This is a genomic window from Microbacterium sp. AC035 (genome assembly GCF_979258485.1).
The window spans coordinates 2,611,943-2,635,154 of sequence record NZ_OZ409858.1; the positions used below are offsets into that span (position 1 = coordinate 2,611,943).

General features: G+C 69.4%; 20 protein-coding genes. 8 read left to right on the forward strand and 12 right to left on the reverse strand.

Features of this window, described 5'->3' with window-relative positions; genetic code table 11:
* The first annotated feature begins 160 nt into the window (after positions 1-160).
* Both ACZ0AA_RS12595 and ACZ0AA_RS12600 read left to right on the forward strand, forming a co-directional pair.
* A complete protein-coding gene (locus ACZ0AA_RS12595) occupies positions 161-736 on the forward strand; it encodes an isochorismatase family protein (RefSeq protein WP_463513111.1) in 576 nt (191 codons plus the stop codon).
* A gap of 10 nt (positions 737-746) precedes the next feature.
* Positions 747-1,649, forward strand: a complete 903-nt coding sequence (locus ACZ0AA_RS12600; RefSeq protein ID WP_463513112.1) for an SDR family NAD(P)-dependent oxidoreductase — start codon at positions 747-749, stop codon at positions 1,647-1,649.
* Positions 1,650-1,670: 21 nt separating this feature from the next.
* Here the strand turns inward: ACZ0AA_RS12600 and ACZ0AA_RS12605 are convergent, their stop codons facing one another.
* The gene (locus tag ACZ0AA_RS12605; protein ID WP_463513113.1) at positions 1,671-2,486 is read right to left on the reverse strand and encodes a suppressor of fused domain protein; all 816 of its coding nucleotides are present in this window, start codon (positions 2,484-2,486) and stop codon (positions 1,671-1,673) included.
* 80 nt (positions 2,487-2,566) lie between these two features.
* Here ACZ0AA_RS12605 and ACZ0AA_RS12610 point away from each other — a divergent pair, with 80 nt between their 5' ends.
* Positions 2,567-3,523, forward strand: a complete 957-nt coding sequence (locus tag ACZ0AA_RS12610) for an NADP-dependent oxidoreductase (protein ID WP_463513114.1) — start codon at positions 2,567-2,569, stop codon at positions 3,521-3,523.
* On the opposite strand, the gene ACZ0AA_RS12615 is transcribed toward ACZ0AA_RS12610, so the two are convergent.
* A complete protein-coding gene (locus tag ACZ0AA_RS12615; RefSeq protein ID WP_400863820.1) occupies positions 3,520-3,891 on the reverse strand; it encodes a DUF4406 domain-containing protein in 372 nt (123 codons plus the stop codon). The genes ACZ0AA_RS12610 and ACZ0AA_RS12615 overlap by 4 nt on opposite strands.
* Before the next feature lie 71 nt (positions 3,892-3,962).
* On the opposite strand from ACZ0AA_RS12615, the gene ACZ0AA_RS12620 reads away from it, so the two are divergent.
* On the forward strand, positions 3,963-4,712 hold the full coding sequence (locus ACZ0AA_RS12620; protein WP_463513115.1) for a DeoR/GlpR family DNA-binding transcription regulator: 750 nt from the start codon (positions 3,963-3,965) through the stop codon (positions 4,710-4,712).
* A 32-nt stretch (positions 4,713-4,744) separates the two neighbouring features.
* Here the strand turns inward: ACZ0AA_RS12620 and ACZ0AA_RS12625 are convergent, their stop codons facing one another.
* Positions 4,745-5,416 carry a GOLPH3/VPS74 family protein gene (locus ACZ0AA_RS12625; RefSeq protein ID WP_463513116.1) on the reverse strand — a complete coding sequence of 224 codons (672 nt, stop codon included), beginning with the start codon at positions 5,414-5,416 and terminating at the stop codon, positions 4,745-4,747.
* A 140-nt stretch (positions 5,417-5,556) separates the two neighbouring features.
* Positions 5,557-6,201, reverse strand: a complete 645-nt coding sequence (locus tag ACZ0AA_RS12630; protein ID WP_400863811.1) for an MIP/aquaporin family protein — start codon at positions 6,199-6,201, stop codon at positions 5,557-5,559.
* A 209-nt stretch (positions 6,202-6,410) separates the two neighbouring features.
* Between ACZ0AA_RS12630 and ACZ0AA_RS12635 the strand changes: the two genes are divergently transcribed.
* The 4 genes from ACZ0AA_RS12635 (at position 6,411) to ACZ0AA_RS12650 (ending at position 11,195) form a co-directional block, all read left to right on the forward strand.
* Entirely contained in the window at positions 6,411-7,793 is a 1,383-nt protein-coding gene (locus tag ACZ0AA_RS12635) for an APC family permease (protein ID WP_463513117.1), read from the forward strand.
* Positions 7,780-8,004 carry a multidrug transporter gene (locus ACZ0AA_RS12640; protein ID WP_463513118.1) on the forward strand — a complete coding sequence of 75 codons (225 nt, stop codon included), beginning with the start codon at positions 7,780-7,782 and terminating at the stop codon, positions 8,002-8,004. Before ACZ0AA_RS12635 ends, ACZ0AA_RS12640 begins: the two co-directional genes overlap by 14 nt.
* A 162-nt stretch (positions 8,005-8,166) precedes the next feature.
* Positions 8,167-10,014, forward strand: coding sequence for an RNA polymerase sigma factor (locus tag ACZ0AA_RS12645; RefSeq protein WP_463513119.1), 1,848 nt, complete (start codon positions 8,167-8,169; stop codon positions 10,012-10,014).
* 86 nt (positions 10,015-10,100) lie between these two features.
* Positions 10,101-11,195, forward strand: a complete 1,095-nt coding sequence (locus ACZ0AA_RS12650) for a LacI family DNA-binding transcriptional regulator (RefSeq protein ID WP_463513120.1) — start codon at positions 10,101-10,103, stop codon at positions 11,193-11,195.
* 63 nt (positions 11,196-11,258) lie between these two features.
* Here the strand turns inward: ACZ0AA_RS12650 and ACZ0AA_RS12655 are convergent, their stop codons facing one another.
* The 8 genes from ACZ0AA_RS12655 to ACZ0AA_RS12690 form a co-directional block, all read right to left on the reverse strand.
* Positions 11,259-15,083 carry a carbohydrate-binding protein gene (locus ACZ0AA_RS12655; protein ID WP_463513121.1) on the reverse strand — a complete coding sequence of 1,275 codons (3,825 nt, stop codon included), beginning with the start codon at positions 15,081-15,083 and terminating at the stop codon, positions 11,259-11,261.
* A gap of 94 nt (positions 15,084-15,177) precedes the next feature.
* Entirely contained in the window at positions 15,178-16,776 is a 1,599-nt protein-coding gene (locus ACZ0AA_RS12660) for a glycoside hydrolase family 43 protein (protein WP_463513122.1), read from the reverse strand.
* 5 nt (positions 16,777-16,781) lie between these two features.
* Entirely contained in the window at positions 16,782-17,783 is a 1,002-nt protein-coding gene (locus ACZ0AA_RS12665; protein ID WP_463513123.1) for a hydroxyacid dehydrogenase, read from the reverse strand.
* Entirely contained in the window at positions 17,780-18,673 is an 894-nt protein-coding gene (locus tag ACZ0AA_RS12670) for a family 43 glycosylhydrolase (protein ID WP_463513124.1), read from the reverse strand. Before ACZ0AA_RS12670 ends, ACZ0AA_RS12665 begins: the two co-directional genes overlap by 4 nt.
* Entirely contained in the window at positions 18,670-20,682 is a 2,013-nt protein-coding gene (locus tag ACZ0AA_RS12675) for a glycoside hydrolase family 36 protein (protein ID WP_463513125.1), read from the reverse strand. The genes ACZ0AA_RS12670 and ACZ0AA_RS12675 overlap by 4 nt, the downstream gene beginning before the upstream one ends.
* Positions 20,679-21,365: a hypothetical protein gene (locus tag ACZ0AA_RS12680; protein WP_463513126.1), complete on the reverse strand. Its 687-nt coding sequence runs from the start codon at positions 21,363-21,365 to the stop codon at positions 20,679-20,681. The genes ACZ0AA_RS12675 and ACZ0AA_RS12680 overlap by 4 nt, the downstream gene beginning before the upstream one ends.
* Before the next feature lie 5 nt (positions 21,366-21,370).
* Positions 21,371-22,297, reverse strand: a complete 927-nt coding sequence (locus tag ACZ0AA_RS12685; protein ID WP_463513127.1) for a carbohydrate ABC transporter permease — start codon at positions 22,295-22,297, stop codon at positions 21,371-21,373.
* Positions 22,294-23,205 carry a carbohydrate ABC transporter permease gene (locus tag ACZ0AA_RS12690; protein ID WP_463513128.1) on the reverse strand — a complete coding sequence of 304 codons (912 nt, stop codon included), beginning with the start codon at positions 23,203-23,205 and terminating at the stop codon, positions 22,294-22,296. Before ACZ0AA_RS12690 ends, ACZ0AA_RS12685 begins: the two co-directional genes overlap by 4 nt.
* Positions 23,206-23,212 lie beyond the last annotated feature (7 nt).

The following is a 23,212-nucleotide window of genomic DNA, read 5'->3' on the forward strand; positions in this document are numbered from 1 at the left end:
TGAGGGTGCGCATTCGTCACAGATTCGTCGCGAAGGCACGCCCCACGGCGGCGGGTGCCCGCACGAGCGGGCCCGAGCCGTGCCGATGTCGGCGGGATTCGCGCGACGTCTGACCGCTCCCGGTCTGGCCGGCTCCGCCCTCGACCGCGAGGATTGTCGGATGAACCGCGATTCGCCCGCCACCGCCCTGCTCGTCATCGACGCCCAGGAGTCCTTCCGCCAGCGGCCCGACGAGTGGGCGGCCACCGCCAACCCGGGTGCCATCGACAACATCTCGCAGCTCGTCGCCCACGGACGGCGTGTGGGAGACGCGGTCGTGTGGGTCACGCACTCCGAGCCCGGCAGCGGAGGGGTGTTCGACCCGGCCAACGGATTCGTCCGAGTGATCTCAGATCTCGATCCGCAGAGCGACGAGATCGCCGTGACCAAGACCACCGTCAACGCGTTCACCTCGACCGATCTCGAGGATCAGCTCCGGCGCCTCGGCGTCGGACGGCTCGTCGTCTGCGGCATCCGCACCGAGCAGTGCTGCGAGACGACGGCTCGGATGGCGGCCGACCTCGGATTCACGGTGGAGTTCGTGACGGATGCCACGACGACTTCGGCGATCGAGGCGAACGACGGACTCGCTGCCGTCTCGGGCGACGCGATCATGCAGCGCACCGAGAGCATCCTCTCCGCACGCGGATTCGCGACCGTCATCCGCACGGCCGACCGGGTGGGCGTCTCGGCCTAGGTTGGAGGGCATGGCCTCCTCGCTCGCGCTCCCCGACCTCGCCGGCCGCACGATCCTCGTGACAGGGGCGAACGCCGGCATCGGCTATTGGTGCGCCGAGATCCTCGCCCGGCACGGCGCGAGGGTGCTGCTCGGATGCCGGTCGGCGGAGCGCGCCGAGGTCGCGGTGTCGTCGATCCGCGCGCAGGTGCCCGACGCCGACCTCGATGTCGTGCCGGTCGATCTCGGGTCGCTCTCGAGCATCGCCACCGCCGCGGCATCCGTCGGAGAGCGCCTCGACGCGGTGATCTGCAACGCCGGAGTGAAAGCCGCGGATCGCAGCGCCCGCACCGCCGACGGCCTCGACCTGATGGTGGGCACGAACTTCATCGGGCATTTCGCGCTGCTCGCGCAGCTCGGTGACGTGCTCGCCGACGACGCGCGGGTCGTGGCGGTGGGGTCGCTGGCGCACCGTTTCGCCGAGATCGCTCCCGCCACGCTCTCGCAGCCATGGACCGGACCCTCGCTGCGCCAGTACGGTCGATCGAAGGCCGCCCTGATGGCATTCGCGTTCGAGCTGAACCGCCGGTGGCGGGGCACGGCGCGTTCCGCGCTGTGCGCGCATCCCGGCTATGCGGTCGACCCCCTCACACCGCACCGGGACGGCCTCGCCGAAGTGTCGGGAGCGGGGCGGGCTCTCGCCGCGCTGAGCCGCCCGCTCGTGCAGGGCAAGGATGCCGGGGCCGCGCCGATCGTCCACGCGGCGGTCGCGGCAGATGCCACCGGCGGCGACTACTGGGGCCCCGGCGGGCTGCTGGAGTTCCGCGGGGCACCGAAGCGGGTCTCCGCCAGTGAGCAGGTGCGCTCGGTCGACGTCGGGGCCGAACTGTGGGCCGTCGCAGAGCACGCGGCCGACGTCCGCTTCAGGATCTGAGCGGCGCGGCGTCGGTGCGGCTCAGTCCGCCTCGAGCACGTAGGCGCCGGAGGCGTCGGTGAACATCCCGGTCTGGCCGGGCTTCGCCTCCCGCACGAAGCCGGAGACCCACGGGAAGCGAGCGAGGAACGAGTCGACCGACCACACCTCATGGTTGGAGGAATCGTTCATGTAGGCCTCCGACTCGAGCCCGGTCACGGACTGCAGGTCGCGCCCCGTGAAGGTGACCCATCGCGGCGGATGCTCGGCGTGCAGCTTCGAGAGGAAGACCGGCGCGTTGCCGGCCAGTCCAGGGGCTGAGACCGAGTCGTCTCGTGTGACGTCGAGCAGGGCGTCGACGGATCCTGCCGCGGCGACCAGTGCGTCCCACCCCTGGGCAGACGCGAACGCCGCCTCGGCATCCGTCAGCATCCGGAGAGTGCGCACATGGCCGACCAGGGTGCCGTCGTCCGACCGCACCTCGTCGAACGATGCGCCCCAGCGCGACGGACTCACCATGATCGCCGAGATGCGGGTGCCGGTGAGGAACGGCTCGCTGTTTCGCCAGGGAGCGCCGATCGGGGGCACGCGCCTGTTCGTCGCGATGTCGTCGCAGACGATACCCAGCGCGATGCGAGCCGCACCCTGCTGGCCGTCCAGCACTTCGACGGCCAGCTCGACGCGCTCACCCGAGTCGGTGGGCATCAGCGACGCCCCCGACGTCATGATCGTGATGGGTCCGCCCGGCGGGCTCTTCTCGACCACGCGGATCGCGCCGCCGATGCGGTCTTCCCAGGCGACGGGATCGGCGCCGAGCGAATCGAAGACGTGTCGGGGAAACTCCATGCCATCGGTCATCGCCCCAGTCTCACAGGCCTCCGTCGACGGTCGCAACGGCAGCCGACCCTCGAGGCCGAACGCGCTCCTAGGCTGGGCGCATGATCTCTGAACCCCAGGACGCCGCATCGAGGCGGGTCGTGTTCCGCCGCTTCGGCGGACCGGAGGTGCTCGAGATCGACACGAGACCGGTTCCCCTGCCGGGGCGCGACGAGGTGCGCGTCCGAGTCGTCGCTGCGGGAGTGAACCCCGTCGATTGGAAGCTCTTCAGCGGTCGACCGATGCACGATCCGTACGAGCGCTCGCTGCCCTCCGGCAACGGATACGACTTCGCGGGAACCATCGACGAGGTCGGATCCGACGTCGAGGGCTGGCGCCTCGGCGATCGCGTCTTCGGCGGTCTCCGCTTCCACGCGCAGGCCGACCACCTGGTGATCGATCCGACGCTTCTGGTGCGGGTTCCTGATCGGCTGCCCCTCGTCATCGCGGGCGCGCTCAACGTGGTCGGACGCACCGCCGTGGCGAGCGTCGAGTCGCAGAGCATCGGGCCCGACGACGTGGTGCTCGTGAGCGGGGCAGCCGGAGGCGTCGGCATCCTGACCGCGCAGCTGTGCGTCGTGCGAGGTGCGAGAGTGCTCGGCACCGCGAGCCCGCGCAATCATGAGCTGCTGAGGAGACTGGGCATCCATCCCCTCGCATACGGGGAGGGGATGGCGGACGACCTCCGCACCGCCGCCCCCGACGGGCCGACCGTCGTGCTCGACACGGTCGGCCACGGCACGGTCGACCTCGCGCTCGCGCTCGGCGTTCCGCCCGAGCGCATCAACACGGTCGCCGACTACGAGGCTCGCACACGGCATCCGGTGCGGGGCGTCGGCGGATCGGCCGCCGGCACAGCAGAGCTCGCGATGATCGCGGAGCTGCTGGCCGACGGCACGATCGAGCTGCCGATCGACTCGGTGCACCCGCTCGAGAACGTCCGTGCCGCGTACGCCCGATCCATCGAGGGTCATGCGACCGGCAAGATCGTGGTCGTGACGGACGCGACGGCCGTCTAGGCGGCGTCGGCCGCCCTGGCGGGGATCTCGTCGATCGACCGATACACGGGCAGACCGCGCTCGAGTGCGATCTCGACGTCCTTGTCGGCGCCGGCGGAATCGCCGGGCAGCCGCAGCACGGCATCGCAGTGCTGCAGCAGTCGGTGGGCGGTCTCGTACATGACGTCGCCGTCGGCGGCATCCGTCTCGGACATGCCGCGGAGGATCGGCAGGGCGACCCATTCGCCGATCATCGGCACGTGACCGAGACGGTGGATGGGTGCCGCCGCCTCCTCGAGTCGTTCGAGGTTGCGGGCGATGAGGACGGGATCGCCGCCGGTTCCCGAGCGATAGGGGCCGGCAATCAGAATCAGAAGTGGAGTTGTCATGGAGAAGACTGTAACGTTAACCGTGCAAGAACGTGCAACTTCGTGAATGAACAAGTTTCTGAGGAGTCGTGATGCTGGGTGCGCAGCGCAAAGACCATCTGCGGGAGATCCTGCGCAGACACGGCCGCGTGGTGGCGAAGGATGTCGCCGCCGATCTCGGCGTCTCGGAGGACTCCATCCGCCGCGACCTCCGCGAACTCGCCGATGCCGGTGAGATGGTGCGGGTCTACGGCGGCGCTCTGCCGATTCCACCGGCCGACCGCCCCGTCGACCAGCGGGCCGCGCTCGCGACCGAGAGCAAGGAGCGAGTCGCCCGCCGCGCCGTCGAGGTGATCTCGCCGGGTGCGACGATCGTGCTGGACGCCGGCACCACGACTCTCGCGATGGCCCGGATGCTGCCGCACGGCGCCGAGCTGACCGTGATCACACCCAGCCCGGCGATCGCCCTCGCGGCCGCAGAGCACTCCGATGCCCGCATCGTGATCATCGGCGGAGAGCTCGCTCGCTTCTCGATGGTGACGAGCGGCCCGCTCGCCATGGAGGCGATGCAGCATCTCGCGGCCGATCTCTTCTTCGTGGGTGCCACCGGCATCGATCCAGAGCGCGGCCTGACCACCGGCAACCTCGACGACGCCGCCACCAAACGTGCGATCGCCGCCCGCAGCACGCAGACCTATGTGCTCGGCAGCGAAGAGAAGATCGGCGCGACCTCGCGGTATCCGGTGCTCGACCTCGACGCGGTCGCGGGCGTCGTCGTCGACCCCCTCGACCCGAACCCCGCTATCGAGGAGCTCGCGGTGCGCGTGGCCGTGCTGCGCTGACCGCTCGTCAGGCGGGCACAGCCGACCGCCCGTCAGGTGATGGTCGCCGCCACGATCGTCGGGGTCATGATGGCCACCATGGCAGCGGCGATCGCGTCGTTGACGGCCTTGGCGACGGCGTCCCCCGCCGGTGACCCTGCGGTGAGCTGCTCGATCCGCTTCTTGAGGTCTCGCGCCGACAGCCCGCCGCATTCGTCACGCAGGATCGCATGCGCGGAGTTCAGGTTCTGCAGGATCGACAGCAGCGCCAGATCGGCCTGGGTCGGAGCCCCGGTTCCGGCGAGGACCGCGGCGAGCCGCGAGCGCAGCGCCTGCTCGGGCGTGGAGTCGGATTCGGGAGTGCGCGCCGCCCCCCAGCCGAAGAACCCGCGCTCTCCGCGAACGAGCACACCCTGCACGACGAGCGACTCGACCACGACCTCCAGCGGATCGAGCTTGGGCCGGACGACGAGCGACTGCAGTCGTTTGCCGCGCAGCGGCACGAGGCGCTGCAGCGTCGTGTCGAGGATCGGATTGCCGGTCGGCTCGGTCGACACGATCTCGACGACCGGGTTCTTCTCGCTCGACACCGATACGCGACCGTGCAGGGCGAGGTCGACGATGACGGCGGCGACCTCGCCGTAGAGGCGGTTCACACTCACCGCGCTCTCGACGCGGCCATCGGGCCGGAGAAGCAGCATATGGAGTTCTTCGACGATCAGCATGCATCCACGCTATGACGGGATCTCGCGGCTCGGCATCCCCCGGACGGATGACTTCGGATGCCGGAGCGCGACCGGAACAGCAGCGCACCGACGCACGAACGCCGCGCCCCCGGAGAGGACGCGGCGTTCGAGGGAGAGTGTTACGCGCCGATCTTCTTCGCATCGTCCGCGTTGAGCACGCGGAAGAGCAGGGCCGCGATGACTGCGCCGACGACAGGGGCGACGATGTAGAGCCACAGCGACGCCCAGTCGAAGTATCCGCCGACCGACAGGCCGAGGGCGACTGCCGGGTTGAAGCCGCCGCCGGAGATCGAGCCGACGGTCGCCGCGCCGACGAACACCGTGGCACCGATCGCGAGCCCGTAGAACGAGTTGCCCTCGGTGTCCTTCGAGGTCGCGGTGTTGAGCACGACCCAGACGAGGATCAGCGTGAAGAGAGCCTCGACGAAGAACGCCGGGCCCACCTCGACGACCATGGCCTCGCCACCGGCGGGCCACACGGCGAAGCTGACCAGTGCGGCGAGCGCGCCGCCGACGAACTGCGCCACGAGATAGGCGATGAAGTCGACGACGCTGAGGCCGCCGCGAAGGAAGACGCCGACGGAGACCGCCGGGTTGAGGTGAGCGCCCGAGATGTGACCCGTCGAGAAGACGAGCACGGCGAGCGTGAAACCGATCGCGAGCGGGGTCAGCGGGCTCTCGCTGTTGACCGCTGCGATGATCGTGAGGACGAAGAGGAAGGTGGCGATCGCTTCGGCGAGCGCCTTGCGTGGAGTACCGGACATGAGAGTGCTCTTTTCTGAGAGGTGATGGAAGGCGACCCCCGTCCGCCTGCGCACTCCAGCCGACGCACCCTCCGATGACGCCCCCGAATATAGCGACAGCGGCCACGGCAGCTCGATCGACGCGCGGTCTCCCTGTGAAACCGCTGAGTGGCATATCGGGCCCTGTCAACCCCGTCGCCACCGCGACGGGGTGTCCGTACGGTGCCAGGATGACCTCCGACGCCCCCACGTCGCACGCGGAGCCCACCCGCCTGCGACGCGCCATCACCGGCCCTCTTCTGTTCGCCTTCATCCTCGGCGACGTGCTCGGCGCCGGGATCTACGCGCTGATGGGAGTCCTCTCCGAGAAGGTCGGCGGGATGCTGTGGGCGCCGTTGCTGCTCGCCCTGCTGCTCGCCCTGCTGACCGCGGGCTCGTACGCCGAACTCGTCACCAAGTACCCGCGCGCGGGCGGGGCGTCGGTCTTCGCAGAGCGCGCCTTCCACAGCCCGATCGTGTCGTTCCTGGTCGGATTCAGCATGCTCGCGGCGGGCGTGACGAGCGCTGCCGGTCTGGCGATCGCCTTCGCCGGCGACTATCTGGGCACGTTCTTCGACCTGCCGACCATCCCCGTCGCGATCGTCTTCCTCGCCATCGTCGGAGCGCTCAACGCCCGCGGCATCCGCGAGTCGCTCGGCGCGAATCTGGTGATGACGGCGATCGAGCTGAGCGGACTCGTGATCGTCATCGTCGTGGTGGGCATGTTCGTCGCGGGTGGCGGCGGCGACGCCTCCCGGCTCACTCAGACACCGGAGGGGACTCCCGTCGCCGTGGCCGTTCTCGGCGGGGCGGTCATCGCGTACTACTCCTTCGTCGGTTTCGAGACCTCGGCGAACATGATCGAAGAGGTCAAGGACCCGCGGCGCACCTACCCCCGAGCGCTCTTCGGCGCCCTCTTCACCGCCGGAGCGGTGTACGTGCTGGTGGGCGTCGCGAGCTCGATCGCGCTGCCGGCATCCGAGCTGCAGGAGTCGAGCGGCCCGCTGCTCTCGGTCGTCGAGGCCGCGGGCGCCAGCATCCCGTCGTGGCTGTTCAGCCTGATCGCGCTGATCGCCGTCGCCAACGGCGCACTGCTGACGATGATCATGGTCAGCCGTCTGACCTACGGGATGGCCGAGCAGAACCTGCTGCCCGCGGTGCTCGGTCGGGTGCTTCCGAAGCGCAAGACCCCCTGGGTGGCGATCCTCACCACCACCCTCGTCGCGATGGGCCTGACGCTGGTCGGAGACCTGGCGACGCTCGCCGAGACCGTCGTCCTGCTGCTGCTGATCGTCTTCCTCAGTGTCAACGTCTCGGTGCTCGTGCTGCGACGCGACCGAGTGGAGCACGACCACTTCCGCATCTGGACGGTCATCCCGGTGCTGGGCATCGCGTCGTGCATCCTGCTGCTGACCCAGCAGCGTCCCATCGTCTGGCTGTTCGGTGCGATCCTGCTGGCGGTCGGCGGCCTCCTCTACCTGCTCACCCGCTGGGGCCGACACCGCACCGCGAGCCGCAGCAGTGACACAGACCCCTCATCCACCACCACGAAGGAGAACCATGAGCACGCCTGACATCACCCCCGACGCCGACGACGCGATGACCAGCGAGGAGAAGCGTCACGATCAGCTGACCTCGGCCCCCGACGCGACCGAAGCCGACGCCGCCCCTCGCATCGAGGTCTCGGAGCACGACGGCAACACCCGCATCGACATCGTCCCGGATGCTGCGGTGCGCCCCGGCCCCGGTCCTGGAGTCGAGACCGACGACGAACCCGGTCGGTGATCGGCGCGGGGCGCAGTCCCCGCTCGGCCCTCCCCACAGGAATGCCGATATATCACAGGTGCTCGCGGGAAAGCAAACTCTGCGCGTAGGCTGACGACGAGGTCGCTTCTTCGACCTCGAGGCCGGCGGCCCGGTTGTCGTCACCACGGTCGGGGGGAAGCCATGAGCATCACCGCAGATCAGGGCACTGACACGAGGTCTGACGCCGAGCTCGCCGACGCGACACGCAATGGAGACGCCAAGGCGTTCGCCGTGCTGTGGCAGCGGCACTCCGAGGCGGGACTCCGTGCGGCCCGTGCGGTGACCCGCTCGATCGACCCGGACGACCTCGTCAGCGAGGCCTTCACGAAGACCTTCAGCGCGATGCAGAACGGGGGCGGACCGACCGACGGCTTCCGCGCCTATCTGTATGCCGCCATTCGCAACGCTGCGGCGACATGGGGCGGCAAGCAGAAGGACATCCCCATCGAGTTCATCGAGGAGATCCCAGACGAGGGTCCCGATGCGATCGAGCAGCTGTCGGACAAGACGATGCTCGCCGCCGCCTTCAAGAACCTGCCCGAGAACCACCGCACACTGCTCTGGTATCTCGAGGTCGAGGGCATGAAACCGCGAGAGATCGCGCCGCTGATGGGGCTCACCCCGAACGCCGTATCCGCCCTCGCCCTGCGCGCACGAGACGGATTCCGTCACGCGTGGCTCGACGCGCTCATCGCCGATCCCTCCCGTCCCGAAGAGTGTCGCTGGGCGTGCGGGCGACTCGTTCGCCGCACACGCCGACCGGTCAGTCGACACGAGCGTCCGCGTCTCGAGACCCATCTCGAGGGGTGCGCCGGGTGCACGATCATCGCTCGAGACGTCGACACGGCCTCGTCCAAGCTGCGTGCGGTGCTCCTGCCCCTCGCGCTCGGCAGCGCCGGCGCCGCGGCCTATGCGGCGCTCGAACCCGGTGCCGCCGCGAGCGCAGCCGTCATCGGACCATCGGCCGCCCTGCGATCCCGGCGAGTCCTCACCATCGGGATCGCCGCGGGCAGCGCGGTCGCACTCGCGGCCACGGTCGCAGTGGCGATCGCCGCCCCCTGGACGCAGCCCCTCCCGGGCGCCGACCGCGGCGAAGCCTCCGGACCCGTCGCCCACCCCGTCGACCCGACGCCCGGTGCGCCATCCTCGACGCAGGTCGACACTCCTCCGACGCCGCCGCCCGTGTCCCCTCCTGCACCGCCGCTCGTTCCCGCTCCCGTCGAGCCCACCCTCGAACCGATCGTCGACACGACCTCGCCGACCTCGCCTGACCGCGAGGTCCCGTCATCGGAGAGTCGCCCCGCGACTCCGCCGGCCGCAGCGATTCCTCCGGTGGACATTCCCCCGGTGGACATTCCCCCGGCCGGGAAGCCACCCGCCGAAACCCCACCGGTCGATACCCCACCGGTCGATACCCCGTACGCGTTCGGCCTCGAGCCGGGCGGATGGGACACGAGCAACCCGCTGGCGGTCTCTGCGCGCGGCACCGGCATCCCCGGAAGCACGGTCGCCATGCTCGACGAGCTCGGCGCAGTCCTCGCCGAGGTGCTCGTCGACGATGAGGGCGTCTTCGTGATCACAGTCGCGGGCGGCGACCTCCGGCAGGGCATGATCCTCACCGCGCAGCACACGTCGCCCGCCGGCGAGGTCGAGCTCAGCGAGCCGATGGGCCCCCTCTCGTTCCCGGTGCCGGTCATCTCCGGCGGGCAGTCGCGCATCCACCTCGACGGGGCGGATGCCGACGCCGACGGCGAGCGGGACGACGCGCTCGTCACCCTCGAGGGGATTCCGGGCGGATGGGTGCAGGTCGCCGTCGACGGCGTCGTGAACCCTCATCTCATCGCCATCGACGAGGTGACCTCCGACGACTACATCCCCGACATCCACCTCGGATTCCACCTGCTGACCCTGCGCTACGTCGATGTGGAGTCGGGCCGCACGGGGCCCGGCGCCGAGTACGCCGTGGTCGTCACCCCCGGCGGCAAGTGACCACCTGCCCGGAAGTCGAGAAGCCGGAACCGGAACTAGTTGCGGATCACCACGCTCCCACGCCGCCATCGCGATAGATTCCCTGTGTGACCACCTCTCTCGACGACGACCCGCCCATCCGTCGCAACGCGACTCCAGGGCCCGAGCGAGGCGGCGGTGCGACTCTCGCCGAGGTCGCCAAGGCCGCGGGAGTCTCGCGTGCGACCGCCTCGCGCGTGCTCGCCGGGCGGGCCGCAGGCAAGTCGGCGAGCCACGCGCGGGTTCTCGCCGCTGCCGAGGAGCTCGGCTACGTCGTGAACGGCCTCGCCCGCTCGATGATGGGCGTCGGCCGGCGCAGCATCGCCTTCGTGTCGAGCATCATGGTGGGTCCGACCTTCGCGTCCATGGCCGGTGGGGCCGAGGACGTCGCGACGGCCAACGGCCACCTGTTCACGATGTGCACGACCGGCGGCGACGTCGATCGCGAAGCCGCCCTGATAGAGACCCTGAGCGAGCAGCGGGTCGCCGCCGTCCTTCTCGTCGGCTCGACCCCGGCGACCGAGGAGTTCGAGGAGCGGGCGCAGCGATACTCGGCGACCCTGGCGCGCGTCGGCGCGCAGCTGATCCTGTGCGGTCGCGCCGCGCTCCCCCATCATCCGCACATCGCCTCGATCGACTACGACCACCGCGGGGGCGTGCGCAGCGGCGTCGAGCATCTCGTGGGGCTCGGCCACCGTCGCATCGCGTTCATCGGCTCACTCGACGACATGACCACGCCGCACCAGCGCTTCCTCGGGTACCACGACGGCTTGGCCGATGCCGGCATCGACTTCGACGAGGCCCTCGCGGTGCGCAGCGGCAACACCTCGGATGACGCCGCAGCCGCGACGCTCGAGTTCCTCGAGAGCCACCCCGACGTCACGGCGATCGTCTGCCAGACCGACATCATGGCCGTGGGCGTGTGCCGCGCCCTGCACGCCGAGGGAATCGCGATTCCTGAGCGGGTCTCGGTCGTCGGCTTCGACGACATGCAGCTGGTCGCCGATCTGACGCCGTCGCTCACGACCGTGCGGGCGCCGTTCCACGACGTGGGCGAGCTGGCCGGGCGCATCGCCGTCGGCCATCCCTATGACGGGCCAGTGGTCCTCCCCGGCGAGCTGATCGTCCGAGGGTCCACCGGGCCGGTGCGCGCCGCCGACTGAGCCGGGTCGGCGGGCGAGCGGCGCGCCGCGACCGGAGTCCGGTCACGGCGCCCCTCCATCCGATCAGTAAGCGCCGAGGTCGTCCCACGGGCCGTTCGCATCACCGGGTTCCTGGTTTCGCGTCCACCATCTCGCCGTGAACGTGTGTCCGTCGTGGGCGATCACTTCGCCACCGACGTAGACGGAGGATGCCGTCCACGCGCGCACGGCGTCTCCGGCCGCCGGCACGAGCGCGCCCTGCTGCATCCACGAGCCGGTCGCCGAGCTGCCCGGGGTGACGGTGCTGGTCCACCACTGCGCCGTGTAGATCGCGCCCTCGTACGACACCTGATCACCGGCGCCGTAGACCGCGGTCGGATCCCAGGCGGCGACCACTGGGGCCGTCGTCACAGTGCCGAACAGGTTCAGCTCGGCGACGTTCAGGATCTGGCCGTTGACGAGCCGCACGTAGCGGTAGGCGGTGTCGTCCTGCACCGACCATGTCTGCCAGTCGAGAGTCTTCGCCGGCACCGACGACGTGAGACGCGACCAGGTGGCGAGATCGTTCGACCCCTCCAGACGCATGTCCGAGATGCGCGATGTGCCGTAGCCGTCCTGCCGCACGAGCAGCTCGGCTCCGGTCAGCGTCACCGTGGTGTCGGGACCGAAGTCCCACATGTTGCCGTAGAGACCCGAGTTGAGCCGGGTGTCGGAGTGCGTCGCGGGGTTGCCGTCGAGCATCCGCGCCGTGTATTGCGTCCAGGCGGCATCGACCACGCCGTCGGGTCGCAGCACCGTCGCTTCACGGAACGCCGAGTCGATGCGCCCGTCGTCGCTCGACAGGAACAGGGTCGACCCGTCGGTCGTCGCATGGATGGTGTCGGCCGGACGGCCGTCCGCCGTGGAGAAATCGACGGTGAATCCGACGCGCCCTGCCTGAGCGGCATCCGCCGGGAGGACCGCCGTGGCGATCCATGTCCCCGCCGAGGGCGACGCCACCGAGGCCGGGGCGCCCAGCACGGCGACCTCGACGTCGGTGTTGTCGGCGGGGCCGGTGATCGTCAGCTCGACGCTGTCGCCGGCGACCACGCGGCCGGCCACCGCATCGGCCGACGCGATCGTCACGACATCCATCGTCCCCACCGCCTCGCTGCGCGCGCCGTCGATGCGCAGCTCGGCGATGCTCCAGATCCCCGGGTACGCGGGATCCGACGGGACTCCCGGCTCATCGACCTGCAGCTTCACGAACCGGAACGTCGTATCGCGCACGTCACTGCGCACATCGATCCACTCGATCGCGGCATCTGTGCCCGCGTTCGGATGCTCGGTGAGCAGCGTCCAGGTCGCACCGTCGTTCGAGCCGTAGACGTTCGTGCCCTCGGCGCGGTTGGCGAAGGTGTCTCTCGCCTGGAACCCGAACCTCTCCGCACCGACGCGGAAGGCCGAACCGAAGTCGAACACGATGTTCGGAACCCGCTGATCGCCCCACGTCGACTGGTTGTCTGCGTCGGCGAGTGCCCCCAGCTGTGCGGCGGTGAGAGGCGGAGCCGATACGAGCGAGCGGTAGTCGAGGGTGCCGTCCGCAAGCACGGGGCTGAGCGCCACCAGGCCTGAGACGGCATCGCCGAGGCTTTCGAGCAGAGCGGCGAACGTCGCAGCATCCGCAGATCCGGCGCCCTCGTCTGAGGCGGTGCGCGCCTCGGTGAACCGCGCCCAGCTCGCCGAGGTGTACTCGGCGCTCTCGCCGACGCGGCCGGCCAGCTCGTCGATGGCCGCCTCGCGACTCTCGGCGACCGTGATGATCACCGGCAGCGCGGTCACCGTGGTGCCGTCGGATGCCGCGAGGGTCATCTCGGCATCCGCGGCCTCCTCGGGCGACCAGCTGAGCTCGCTTCCCTGCAGCACGACACCGGCCGGCGCATCCTGCAACGCGAGGGTGACGCTCTCGCCGGCGACATCGGTGGTCTGAATGCTGCGCGTCCACGGCTCGCCCGCGACCAGCACGGCGTCGAGTGCAGGAGCGTCTGCGAACAGCGGCGGCGTCAGGACGCCGTTCGCCTGAGCCAGGAGTCCCGCCACGTCGACCTGAGCAGCCGACCCGGTCGCCTGCAGGAACAGGATGTTCTCGCCCACCGCGCCGGGGGTCTGGGCGAGCGCCAGGTCGAACCAGACGTAGCGCCATTCGCCACCCGTGTCGGGAACCACGATCTCCGCGAACGGGGTCTCGGCTGCGGTCCGTGATGCGTGCAATCGAGCCGTTCCATCGCTGCGCACCTTCACGCCGACCAGCGACTGCGTGGCGCGGTCGCCCCAGACGGCGCGACGGACCGCCAGGCTCGCCTCGTCCGCATCGGCCTCGAGCCGGATGAACGAGGTCCCGTCAGCATCCTCGTCACGCACGGCACCGTCGCCGAGCGGCGTGCCGAAGGTCGCCACAGACAGCTCGGCGCTCGGCGCGAGCGGCGCCACCGACCCTTCGACCTCGGCGAGCTCCTCGGGGAAGGCGACCCAGTACTCGGCTCCGGTGTAGTCCGAGCCCCGATCGTTCCAGAAGTTCTGCACCCCGGTGCCGTAGTAGTAGAGCGGCCCGTCCCTCTGCTCATAGAGCTCGGCGACGTGCGGCGCAGCCTCATCGACATCGACGTCGGCGACGTAGCGGTACTGCAGGTAGGCCTCGCTGAGCGGATCCTGCAGTCGACCCCGATAGGCCTGCGAGATCGCGCCACCCTCGTTCGCCGGCACGTAGGGCACTTCCTCGCCCATCATGAAGGCGTAGAACGTGTCCGCACCGTCGAGGATGCGGTCATCGAGGAACCTGTAGGGCGAGACGGCATCCGTCGCCTCCGACACGGTGCCGGTGACCGGATCGAGAGTCGTCCCCTGCGCGTCGACGATGCGGGCGAGGGCGACGAAGATGTCGACGTCGCCCTGGCCGTGCGCCTGGTCACGGAGCATCTCCATGTGCTGCACGAACGGCTCGCCCGTCGTGTTGCCGGGCGCGTCGGCCGGGATCTCGCGGAACAGCTGCGCGAGAGATCCGTTGACATTGCCGCCGTACAGGTCGTGCTCGCTCTCGTACCCGGCGTTGACCGTGAACCATTCGACGCGCTCGGCGTAGAGGTCGGCATCGTCGAGGAAGATCGCGGCCGACACCATGCCGATCACGCCATACAGGTGCTGGTTCCACAGCCGGTTGTTCGAGTACAGGAACGTGTCGAGCACCGGACGGATCAGGTTGGCCTCGATGCGCTGCTCGTCGGCATCCGTCCAGCGCAGGTCGTAGCCGTCGAGGCTCCCGTTCGCCGGCTCCGTGCTGCGGACCACCTCGGCGGCGATGAGCATGTAGTACAGCGGCACACCGGTGTGGATGTGCGCGTCGGCGAAGTACGCGTATTTCGCCGGGTCGAGACTGCTCCAGGTGCGCAGCACGTGCAGGGCGTTCGCCCGGTACTGCTCGTCACCCGTCACCGCGTATTCGAGCGCCTGGGTCATGGCGCCGATGCTGTCCTTGAGCGCCGTCGACCGCATGCCTGCACTCGCGTACGCGTCGTTCTTCGGCGTATCGGTGCCCGGCTGGGCGTTGTCGGCCCGGAAGTCGCGCGAGGCGTAGCGGGTCTCGATCATCGCGTCGTAGTAGCTCGCCCACGGGTCGACACCGGCCTGCACCTGGGTGCGCATGTTCTCGAGATCGTCGCCCGTGAAGCCGACGCCGGGGTGCGTGAACCCGGCATCGCTCACTGTCTGCACGATCTCGGGGATCGGCGCCTGCACTGCGGCCGCAAGAGGCGGGGACGCGGGCGCGAGGGATGCGGCCGCCGGCGGTGCGACGAGAAGCGCACCGCTGAGGGCGATCACGCCGGCAGTCAGCGCAGCGATCGTCTGTCGGATACTGCGTCGTTCGATCTTCATCGATCTCTCTTCCGTGACTGCGCCGCCGAGCGACGGCGCGAGGGCATGCACAAGCAGGGGGACTTGGCGACGATCTCCGAATCCTGAGCGGGGCTCAGTCCTCCCCCGCCTGATCGGCTTCAGTGCCGGGATCGGTGTATCGCAGCGACACGTCGGCGATGTCGGCCGACCAGCCGCGACCGTCGAGGTCGTCGGCGCGGATGCCGAAGAACAGCCCCGTGAACCGCAGGCGGTCGCCATGGTCGTCAGACAGCGTCCATGCCGGGAACGTTCCGGGAACGTCGGTCCATCGATCGCCGTCGACAGCGGAGACGGCGAACCGGAGATCAGGGCCGTCGAGGGTCATCCGCATCCGAACGGCCCCGTGTGGCACCGCCACCGCGTCCGAACGCGTCGTGCGCGATCCGTCGCGGCTCACGACACGGAGGTGCCGGCCGTTCTCGGCGTCCCAGGTCAGCTGCAGTCCTATCCAGCCGTTGCGGTCATACCAGGCGATGGGGCCGGCGAGTTCGCGCGTGCTGTTCGGCTCAGCGTCGACAGTGGCCTCGAAGACCGCGTGATGCTCCTCGACCCTGGTCACGATCATCGATTGGTCGAAGGCGGATGCCGGCGAGTGCCCGCCGCGCAGCCGCAGCCATCCCGGTCTGGATGTCACGTCGGCGGTGTCGCGATCGAGCGCGGCGCGCAGGGTCGACCAGCGACGGCTGTCGAGCTGGGGGGCGTCGAACGGCTCGGCGAATCCCGTCGCGACAGCCCGGCCGACACCCTCTCCGCTGAGCTCGACGTCGAGTGCGGCGTGATGCCCGCCCTGCGCCAGTCTCAGCCAGCCGTCGGCGTCGAACATCACGCGCTGCAGGCAGGTCTCCCGCCCGAGGGTGCTGTACCGCTCGCCCAGATGCAGGGTCGGTCGGCTGGCGAGGTGCACCAGCATCCACTCGCCGTCCGGCAGCTGCACGAGCTCGCCGTGGCCCGCCTTCTGCAGGGGGATGCCCGGTGCGTCGCGACTGGTCAGCACGAACGGCTGCGCGTCACGCTCGTAGGGTCCGAAGCGATCCCGCGACCGGGCGACCGTGATGGCGTGGTTCCAGCCGGTGCCCCCGGCCGCGATCAGCAGGTGGTACCAGTCACCGATCCGGTAGAGGTTGGGCCCTTCGACCAGCGTCGGCTCCTGGTGGATCACGCGCGCCTCGCCGGACGTGCGCTTCTCGTGGGGCAGATACTGCTCGAGCACGAGGCCCCCGAATGACGGATGCTCCGGCCGCTGGTCCCACTGGACCCCGACCACCCAGTGCGTTCCGTCGAGGTCGTGGAAGAACGAGAAGTCGAAACCCCGTGAGCCCAGATGCACCGGGTCGCTCCACGGGCCGTCGATGCTCGCGGCGGTCACGAGGTAGTTGTCGATGTCCTTGTCGTCGCCGTCCGTCGAGCGCACGATCGAGTACGCGAGCCAGAACAGGCCGTCGGCATGCGACAGGCTCGGCGCCCAGACGCCACCGGAGTCGGGGATGCCGCGCAGATCGAAGCCTTCGTCGAGCGCGTGCCCTCTGACCGTCCAGTTCACGAGATCGGTCGAGTGATGGATGCGCACGGCGGGGTGGAACTCGAACGTGCTCGTGGCGATGAAGTAGTCGTCGCCGACCCTCAGGATCGACGGGTCGGGGTTGAATCCGCGCAGGACCGGATTGCGCACCATGCCCATCACACGACCCCCGGGACCCGCTCGAAACCGACGAAGGCGTCGCCGGCGACGTATCTGGCGACCTCGTCGACGACATCACGCCCGAGACGATGCAGCTCGTTTCCGGTGGCCCCGGCGATGTGCGGGGTGAGCGTGACGTTCGGCAGGCTCCACAGCTCGTCGTCGACGGCGAGCGGCTCCGGTTCGGTGACATCGAGGATCGCATCGATCCGCCCTGTGCGCAGGTGCGCACGCAGCGCGTCGTGATCGATCAGCGACCCCCGGGCCGTGTTGATCAGCACTGCGCCGTCTCGAAGCACTGCGAGCTCGTGAGCACCGATCATGTGCTCGGTCTCCGCCGTCGCCGGTGCATGTAGAGAGACGATGTCGGATCCCGAGAGCAGGTCGTCGAGGGTCACCTTGAGCCCGCCCAGCGACACGATCTCCTCCTCCGAGGCGTACGGGTCGTAGATCAGCACTCGCACATCGGTCGCCTGCAGCAGCTGCGCGACACGGCGGCCGATGCGAGAAGCGCCGATGAGCCCGACGGTCCGCCCGAAGTTGCCGCTGTCGATCAGGTCGGCCTCGCGGTCGACGAAGGCACGACCCTCGCGGTAGATCTGCTCGGCGTACTTCGCGCGCTTGCCGGCGAGCACGATCGTCGCCGCCGTGTACTCGGCGACGGCCTGCGCGTTGCCTTCTCCCGCGTTCGTGAACACGATGCCGCGGCGGGTGGCCTCGACCGTGTCGAGCACGGCGCTCGCGGTGCCGCCGGCGAAGACGACCGCGCGCAGTCTCGGCATCCGGTCGAGCATGTCGAGGTCGACCCGCGGGCACCCCCACCCGGCGAGCAGGATCTCGACCTCGCCGACCAGGTGCGACGCGACGTCGCTGTCGAACTCGGTGAGGACCTCCGTGCTCACGTCGACCAGCCCGCTCAGCCGCGTCCGGTGCGGGCCGAACAGGTTCTCGGCCAGTGCCGGTGGATTCATCGCGACGATCGCGCGTGGTCGGGCGTTCACTTCTTCAGCTCCTCGATGCTCCAGTCGTCGCGCCAGACCAGTTCCGCGCGACCCTCCTCGACCCGCAAGGGCAGCCAGACCGGCGCGGAGGACGCCAGGTCGTCGCGATTCCAGCGGTCACCGAAGTACACGTGCGCGTCATCGACCGGCAGCACGACGCTCACCTGCGAGTCGAACGTGCGGCTGCCGGCCGGCGCGAAGTCCTGCCACGGCGACCAGGGACCCTCGAGTGCGCGCGCCGTGGCGTACTTGTTGTCGTTGAGGTCCCACCCGGTGAGGTCCGATCCGAACAGGTAGTACACGCCGTCGTGGCGGATGAGCGTCGGCGACTCGTATCCGATCTCGGGTCGATCCTGTTGCCGCAGCGTCGCGACGATCGACTCGACACCGCAGTAGTCGGGTCGCAGTCGGTAGATGTGCAGCCCGCCGTCGCGGTCCTCCGAGAGCAGATAGCCGACGCCGTCCTCCTGGTAGACGCCGATGTCCCGACTCAGGTTGCCCAGCGGGCGCTCGCTGCCGAGGTATTCGAAGGGACCGTGCGGCTCGTCGGCGACGGCGTAGCCGACCCTGGCATCGGAGTAGTCGGGGCTCTCGATGTGCGCGATCAGCACCCAGCGCCCATCGGGGCGACGCAGCGCCTTCGGGCGCTCGACGATGCGATCGGGCGCCAGGTCGCCGGTGCCGGCGGTGAGCGCGTCGCCGAGGTACTCCCAGTCAGCGAGGTCGGTCGACCGATAGCAGGCCACAGCCGTGAACCTGTCGCCGGCGCTCTTGTCCTCGCCCCAGGCGTACCAGTGCCGGCCCACGCGCTGGATGCCGATGCCGTGCAGCTGCGCGATGCGCCCGCGGTCATCGGTGAGCAGCTCCCCGGTGCGGATCAGGCCGCTCATGCGCGCGCCTCGCTGACCCGGAGCACACGGGCATCGAGACCGCCGGCCGTCTCGATGCGGATGCCGTCGTCGACGCTCATGACGGCCCACGAGTCGGCGGAGGAGGCGGGGAACAGCGTCTCCGCACTGAGGATGCCGGGGACCGTGAACGAGCGGGGTTCGTCGGAGCGATCCCACACGAAGAGCAGCGTCTGCCCCTCGGCGCGAAGCCCCAGGCACACGATGCCGTCATCCCATGCGGGCAGACCCAGCGGCCAGAACGGCTCGGTCTCGGCGAGGCTCGCACGGAGGGTCTTGTGCAGGCCCACCGCCTCGGCGACGAGCGATGTCTGCGAGGGGCGCAGATCACCCAGGAAGCCCGAGAGATACAGCCGCCCGCTGAGTCCGGTGACCAGGGTGAACGCCGTCTCGGCATCCGTCATCCCCACCGCCGGATACGCCCAATTGCCCGCCTGCTCGGGGAGGATCGAGGCGGGTGCGGATGCCGCGATCGGCGGATACAGACGGAAGTCCTGCTGGTCGCTCGTGGACTGCAGGTGGGTTCGCGACAGCAGCGCGTAGTCGGCTCGCATCGCACCCGACGAGCAGTTCTCGATCAGGAGCTGCGGATGCCGCAGTTGCACGGCGTCGAGCCAGTCGCCGAACGCGCGGATATGGCCGAGCAGCCCGTCTCCGGCCGCCGTCGCCCGCCACTCGGTGCCGGCGCCCGGGTTGATGTTGTAGTCGAGCTTCAGGAAGCTCACGGCGTAGTCCCGCACGATCCGGTCGACGGTCTCGTCGAGGTGGGCCCGCGCCGCGGGGTGCCGGAAGTCGAGGTGGAATCGGTCGTGTTCGCGCACGCGCACGCCGAAGCGTCGGAAGAACGCGTCCTCGGGCAGTGACTGCGCGGTGGGGCTGCGCACACCGACGACCTCGGGCTCGAGCCAGAGCCCCGAGCGCATGCCGGCCGCGTGGATCTCGTCGATGATTCCGCGGAGTCCCGCCTCGTCGAAGCGCGACGGCGCCTCCTGCCATTCGCCGACCGTGTCCCACCAGTCGCCGATCGCGGGGTCGGCGAACCAGCCGGCGTCGATGCAGAACACCTCGACGCCGGCCTCTGCCGCTGCTCGGATCAGCGGGCGCAGCGCCTCGGACGACGGCTGGCCCATGAGCGTGTTCATGAAGTCGTTGTAGACGATCGGGAGGTCGTGCCCGTCGACGCGTCGGATGGCGCGGCGATGCGCCGTGAGCGCGGCGATCGCCGCGTCGAACCCCTGCGTCGAGGCGGCGAGCGCGACCGGCACGGTCGTGAACTCGTCGCCCTGGCTCAGCGCGCGGGCGAACTGATGCTCGAGATCGGTGGGGCCGAGCAGCGACACGGCGAGCCCGTCGAGCCCCTGACTGAGATCGACGTGCCACGCGGCACCGCTCTCGATCTGCCAGGCGATGGCCGCACCGTCGTGATGCACGAGGGCTCCCACCGGAAGATGCTCGCCGGTGGACCACGCGCCGTGGCTGGTCAGGGTCGCGTGACCCCGCCCGTCCTGGGCATGGATCGGCAGCGACAGCGGAGGCAGTTCGTCGGTCAGCGGCCTGCGGTGCCAGCGATTCTCGGCGAGCCACTCGCTCCGTGCCGTAACGAGGTCGAAGCCCTCCCCCGCGCGCGGCCCGGTGCCGAGTCCGAGCACGGCCGAGGTGACTGCGGTGACGACGAGCGGCTCCTGTGCGGTGCCCCGCAGCGTGTGCTGCACTCGCAGAGCGGTGCCCGAGAGGGCGAGCGCGCTCGTGACCTCGAGGCCGGTATCGGGATCGCGCTGCACGAGCGTGACGGCGTCGGGAGCGGCATCCGCTCGTTCCAGGCGCAGCCGGGCTCCCACGGCCGAGCGCACGTATGCCTGACTGGTGCGGGCACGCTGCTCTGCGGCAGTGAAGATCTCGATCAGCGGTGCCGGGTGCCCGTCGGCCACGGTCAGCGTCGCGGGGGCATCGTCATCCCAGCCGATCGTGAATCCGCCGATCCGCGCGATCATGCGCCCACCCGCTCACGAGCACCCGCGAAGCCGAGCGCGCGGTTGCAGATCGTGGCCGTCACCGCCGCGAGGGCCGGTGCGGAGAACCAGGCCACCGCACCGATCACCGGGAGTGAGGTGGCGAGGGCCGCGAGGGCGGCCAGCAGAAGCCAGACCAGAGCGAGGTGCGGACGCTGCAGCACGATCCGCGTGGCGGCGAGGGCGAAGGCGGGACCGCGCAGGTGCGAGTCCGACACGAACGCCGCCGACACGACGGTCGCTGCGACGACGGCGGCCACGGCGACCGCACCTAGCAGCACACCGGCATCCGCGCCGAGCAGAGCCACGTCGTATCCGAGCACCAGCACCGCGACGCTCAGGGCCAGAGCTGACCCCCAGCGGTGGCGAACGGCATCCGCGACACCGGTCCAGAAGATCCGGGCGACGTGCGGGTCCGAGTCGAGCAGAGCCGAGGCGGCCCGTGTCAGGCCGTGCAGAGCTGGACCGACGGTCAGCACCGCGGCGGCCCCGAGCCACAGTGCGATGTGCGTCGCCTGCCAGCCGACCAGAGCCTGGAAGGCGAGCACCGGCAGGAGACAGGCGACGAACGAGAGCGAGACCAGGAAGTATCGGAAGGCGCCCAGCAGCAGCGTCGCGATCACGCCGTCATAGCCGAGCAGGCGCCCGAGGCGCGAGGTGGTCACGGTGGTCATCCCTTGACCGCCCCGACCGACATGCCCTTGATGAAGTACCTCTGGAAGGCCGCGAAGATCGCCACGGACGGGATGATCGCGAGGATCGCGCCGGTGTAGATCAGCTGCCACTGCGAGGTGAGCAGGCCCACCATGCGGTTGATCGCGACGTTGATGGTTCCCGCCGAGGAGGAGTCGAGGAACACCAGGGGGATGAAGAAGTCGTTCCACAGCCCGAGCGCCTGGATGATCACGAAGGCCGAGGTCACCGGCAGGAGCATCGGGAAGACGATCAGCCAGAACGTGCGCAGACGCCCGGCGCCGTCGACATGCGCCGCCTCCTCGACCTCGATCGGGATGCCCTTGATGAAGCTGCAGTAGAGCAGGATGCCGAAGCTCGCGGCCCCTCCGAGATGCACCAGGATCACTGAGAGCAGGGTGCTGTAGAGCCCCACGTCGTCGAAGCCCTTGACCAGCGGGATCATCCGCACCTGGAAGGGGATCATGAGTCCGGCGATGAACAGCACGTACAGGAACCGCGAGGTGCGACCGCCGATCCGCTCGATGCCGTACGCGGCCATGGGCACGATGATGATGAGCATCACGACGGTGCCGACCGTGATGATGAGGGTGTTCAGCACCGCCTCGAGGAAGTCGGTCTGCTGGAAGAGGGCGACGTAGTTGTCGAAGGCGAAGGAGGTGGGCAGGCCCATCGGATCCTTCGTGATCTCGGCGTACGAGCGGAACGAGTTCAGCAGCGCGTAGATCACCGGCGACGCGACGATCAGCACCAGGATGCTGAGCACCGCCATCACGACGATCTCGCCTACCGACCACTTCTTCTTCTCCCGGCGCACGCGCGGCGGGCGCGGGATGCGGGCGAGACCAGAGGGCTTCTGCTCCGGCTCGATCTTCATGGTGACCTGGGTCATCGTCTCGGTCATGCCTGGATCTCCCTCTTGCGCATGTAGGCGTTCGCGGCGACGGTGCTCACGATCACCACGATGAAGAGCACGACGGCAGCCGCCGACCCGAAGCCGGCCCGGTACTCGCCGAAGCCGACCTTGTAGATGAAGAAGGCCATGGTCTCGCTCACGAAGCCGGGGCCCCCCGAGGTGAGCACGAGCACCTGGTCGAAGATCACCCAGCCGGCGATCATCGCGAGCGTCATGTTGACCGTGACCGCACCGGCGATCATCGGCCACGTCACGTTCCAGAAGACCTTCGCGCCGCTCGCACCGTCGATGCGCGCCGCCTCGATCAGCTCCTGCGGCACCGACTGCAGGTTCGCGAGATAGATGAGAGTGGTGTTTCCACCGAGGGTGAAGCAGGTGATGAAGAGGATCACCCAGATCACGATGCTGCTGTCGCCCAGCCAGTCGCGGGCCCACTCCGGCATGCCCATGTCACGCAGCACCGTGTTCACCGAACCGAAGTTGTAGTTGAGCAGGTACTTCCAGATGGTCGCCATGATGAAGGCGCTGACCAGGGCCGGCAGATACACGGCCGTGCGGAAGAACCCCTGCGCGTGGTTGAGCTTGTCGAGCATGAGGGCGACGGCCAACGAGATCACGTTGATGATCAGCGCCGAGCCGAGCCCGAGGATCAGGGTGTTGCGCACCGCGTTCCAGAAGCGACCGCTCGCCACGATGTCCTCGTAGTTCTGGATGCCGACGTAGTCGTAGCCGTCGCTGATGCCGTCCCAGTCGGTCAGACTCAGCTGCACCGTCTGCAATGACGGCACGATCACCATCAGGAGATAGATCGCCAGCGCCGGGGCGACGAAGCCCAGCATCGCCAGGCGCCCTCGCCCGAATCGGGGTCGCACCCGGACCGCGGTGGTTGCACTCATGTTCTCT

Excerpts from the sequence above, each read along its gene's own strand:
- ACZ0AA_RS12595 (WP_463513111.1), top strand. The coding sequence starts at position 161 with ATGAACCGCGATTCGCCCGCCACCGCCCTGCTCGTCATCGACGCCCAG.
- ACZ0AA_RS12600 (WP_463513112.1), top strand. The coding sequence starts at position 747 with ATGGCCTCCTCGCTCGCGCTCCCCGACCTCGCCGGCCGCACGATCCTC.
- ACZ0AA_RS12605 (WP_463513113.1), bottom strand. The coding sequence starts at position 2,486 with ATGACCGATGGCATGGAGTTTCCCCGACACGTCTTCGATTCGCTCGGC.
- ACZ0AA_RS12610 (WP_463513114.1), top strand. The coding sequence starts at position 2,567 with ATGATCTCTGAACCCCAGGACGCCGCATCGAGGCGGGTCGTGTTCCGC.
- ACZ0AA_RS12615 (WP_400863820.1), bottom strand. The coding sequence starts at position 3,891 with ATGACAACTCCACTTCTGATTCTGATTGCCGGCCCCTATCGCTCGGGA.
- ACZ0AA_RS12620 (WP_463513115.1), top strand. The coding sequence starts at position 3,963 with ATGCTGGGTGCGCAGCGCAAAGACCATCTGCGGGAGATCCTGCGCAGA.
- ACZ0AA_RS12625 (WP_463513116.1), bottom strand. The coding sequence starts at position 5,416 with ATGCTGATCGTCGAAGAACTCCATATGCTGCTTCTCCGGCCCGATGGC.
- ACZ0AA_RS12630 (WP_400863811.1), bottom strand. The coding sequence starts at position 6,201 with ATGTCCGGTACTCCACGCAAGGCGCTCGCCGAAGCGATCGCCACCTTC.
- ACZ0AA_RS12635 (WP_463513117.1), top strand. The coding sequence starts at position 6,411 with ATGACCTCCGACGCCCCCACGTCGCACGCGGAGCCCACCCGCCTGCGA.
- ACZ0AA_RS12640 (WP_463513118.1), top strand. The coding sequence starts at position 7,780 with ATGAGCACGCCTGACATCACCCCCGACGCCGACGACGCGATGACCAGC.
- ACZ0AA_RS12645 (WP_463513119.1), top strand. The coding sequence starts at position 8,167 with ATGAGCATCACCGCAGATCAGGGCACTGACACGAGGTCTGACGCCGAG.
- ACZ0AA_RS12655 (WP_463513121.1), bottom strand. The coding sequence starts at position 15,083 with ATGAAGATCGAACGACGCAGTATCCGACAGACGATCGCTGCGCTGACT.
- ACZ0AA_RS12660 (WP_463513122.1), bottom strand. The coding sequence starts at position 16,776 with ATGGTGCGCAATCCGGTCCTGCGCGGATTCAACCCCGACCCGTCGATC.
- ACZ0AA_RS12670 (WP_463513124.1), bottom strand. The coding sequence starts at position 18,673 with ATGAGCGGCCTGATCCGCACCGGGGAGCTGCTCACCGATGACCGCGGG.
- ACZ0AA_RS12675 (WP_463513125.1), bottom strand. The coding sequence starts at position 20,682 with ATGATCGCGCGGATCGGCGGATTCACGATCGGCTGGGATGACGATGCC.
- ACZ0AA_RS12685 (WP_463513127.1), bottom strand. The coding sequence starts at position 22,297 with ATGACCGAGACGATGACCCAGGTCACCATGAAGATCGAGCCGGAGCAG.
- ACZ0AA_RS12690 (WP_463513128.1), bottom strand. The coding sequence starts at position 23,205 with ATGAGTGCAACCACCGCGGTCCGGGTGCGACCCCGATTCGGGCGAGGG.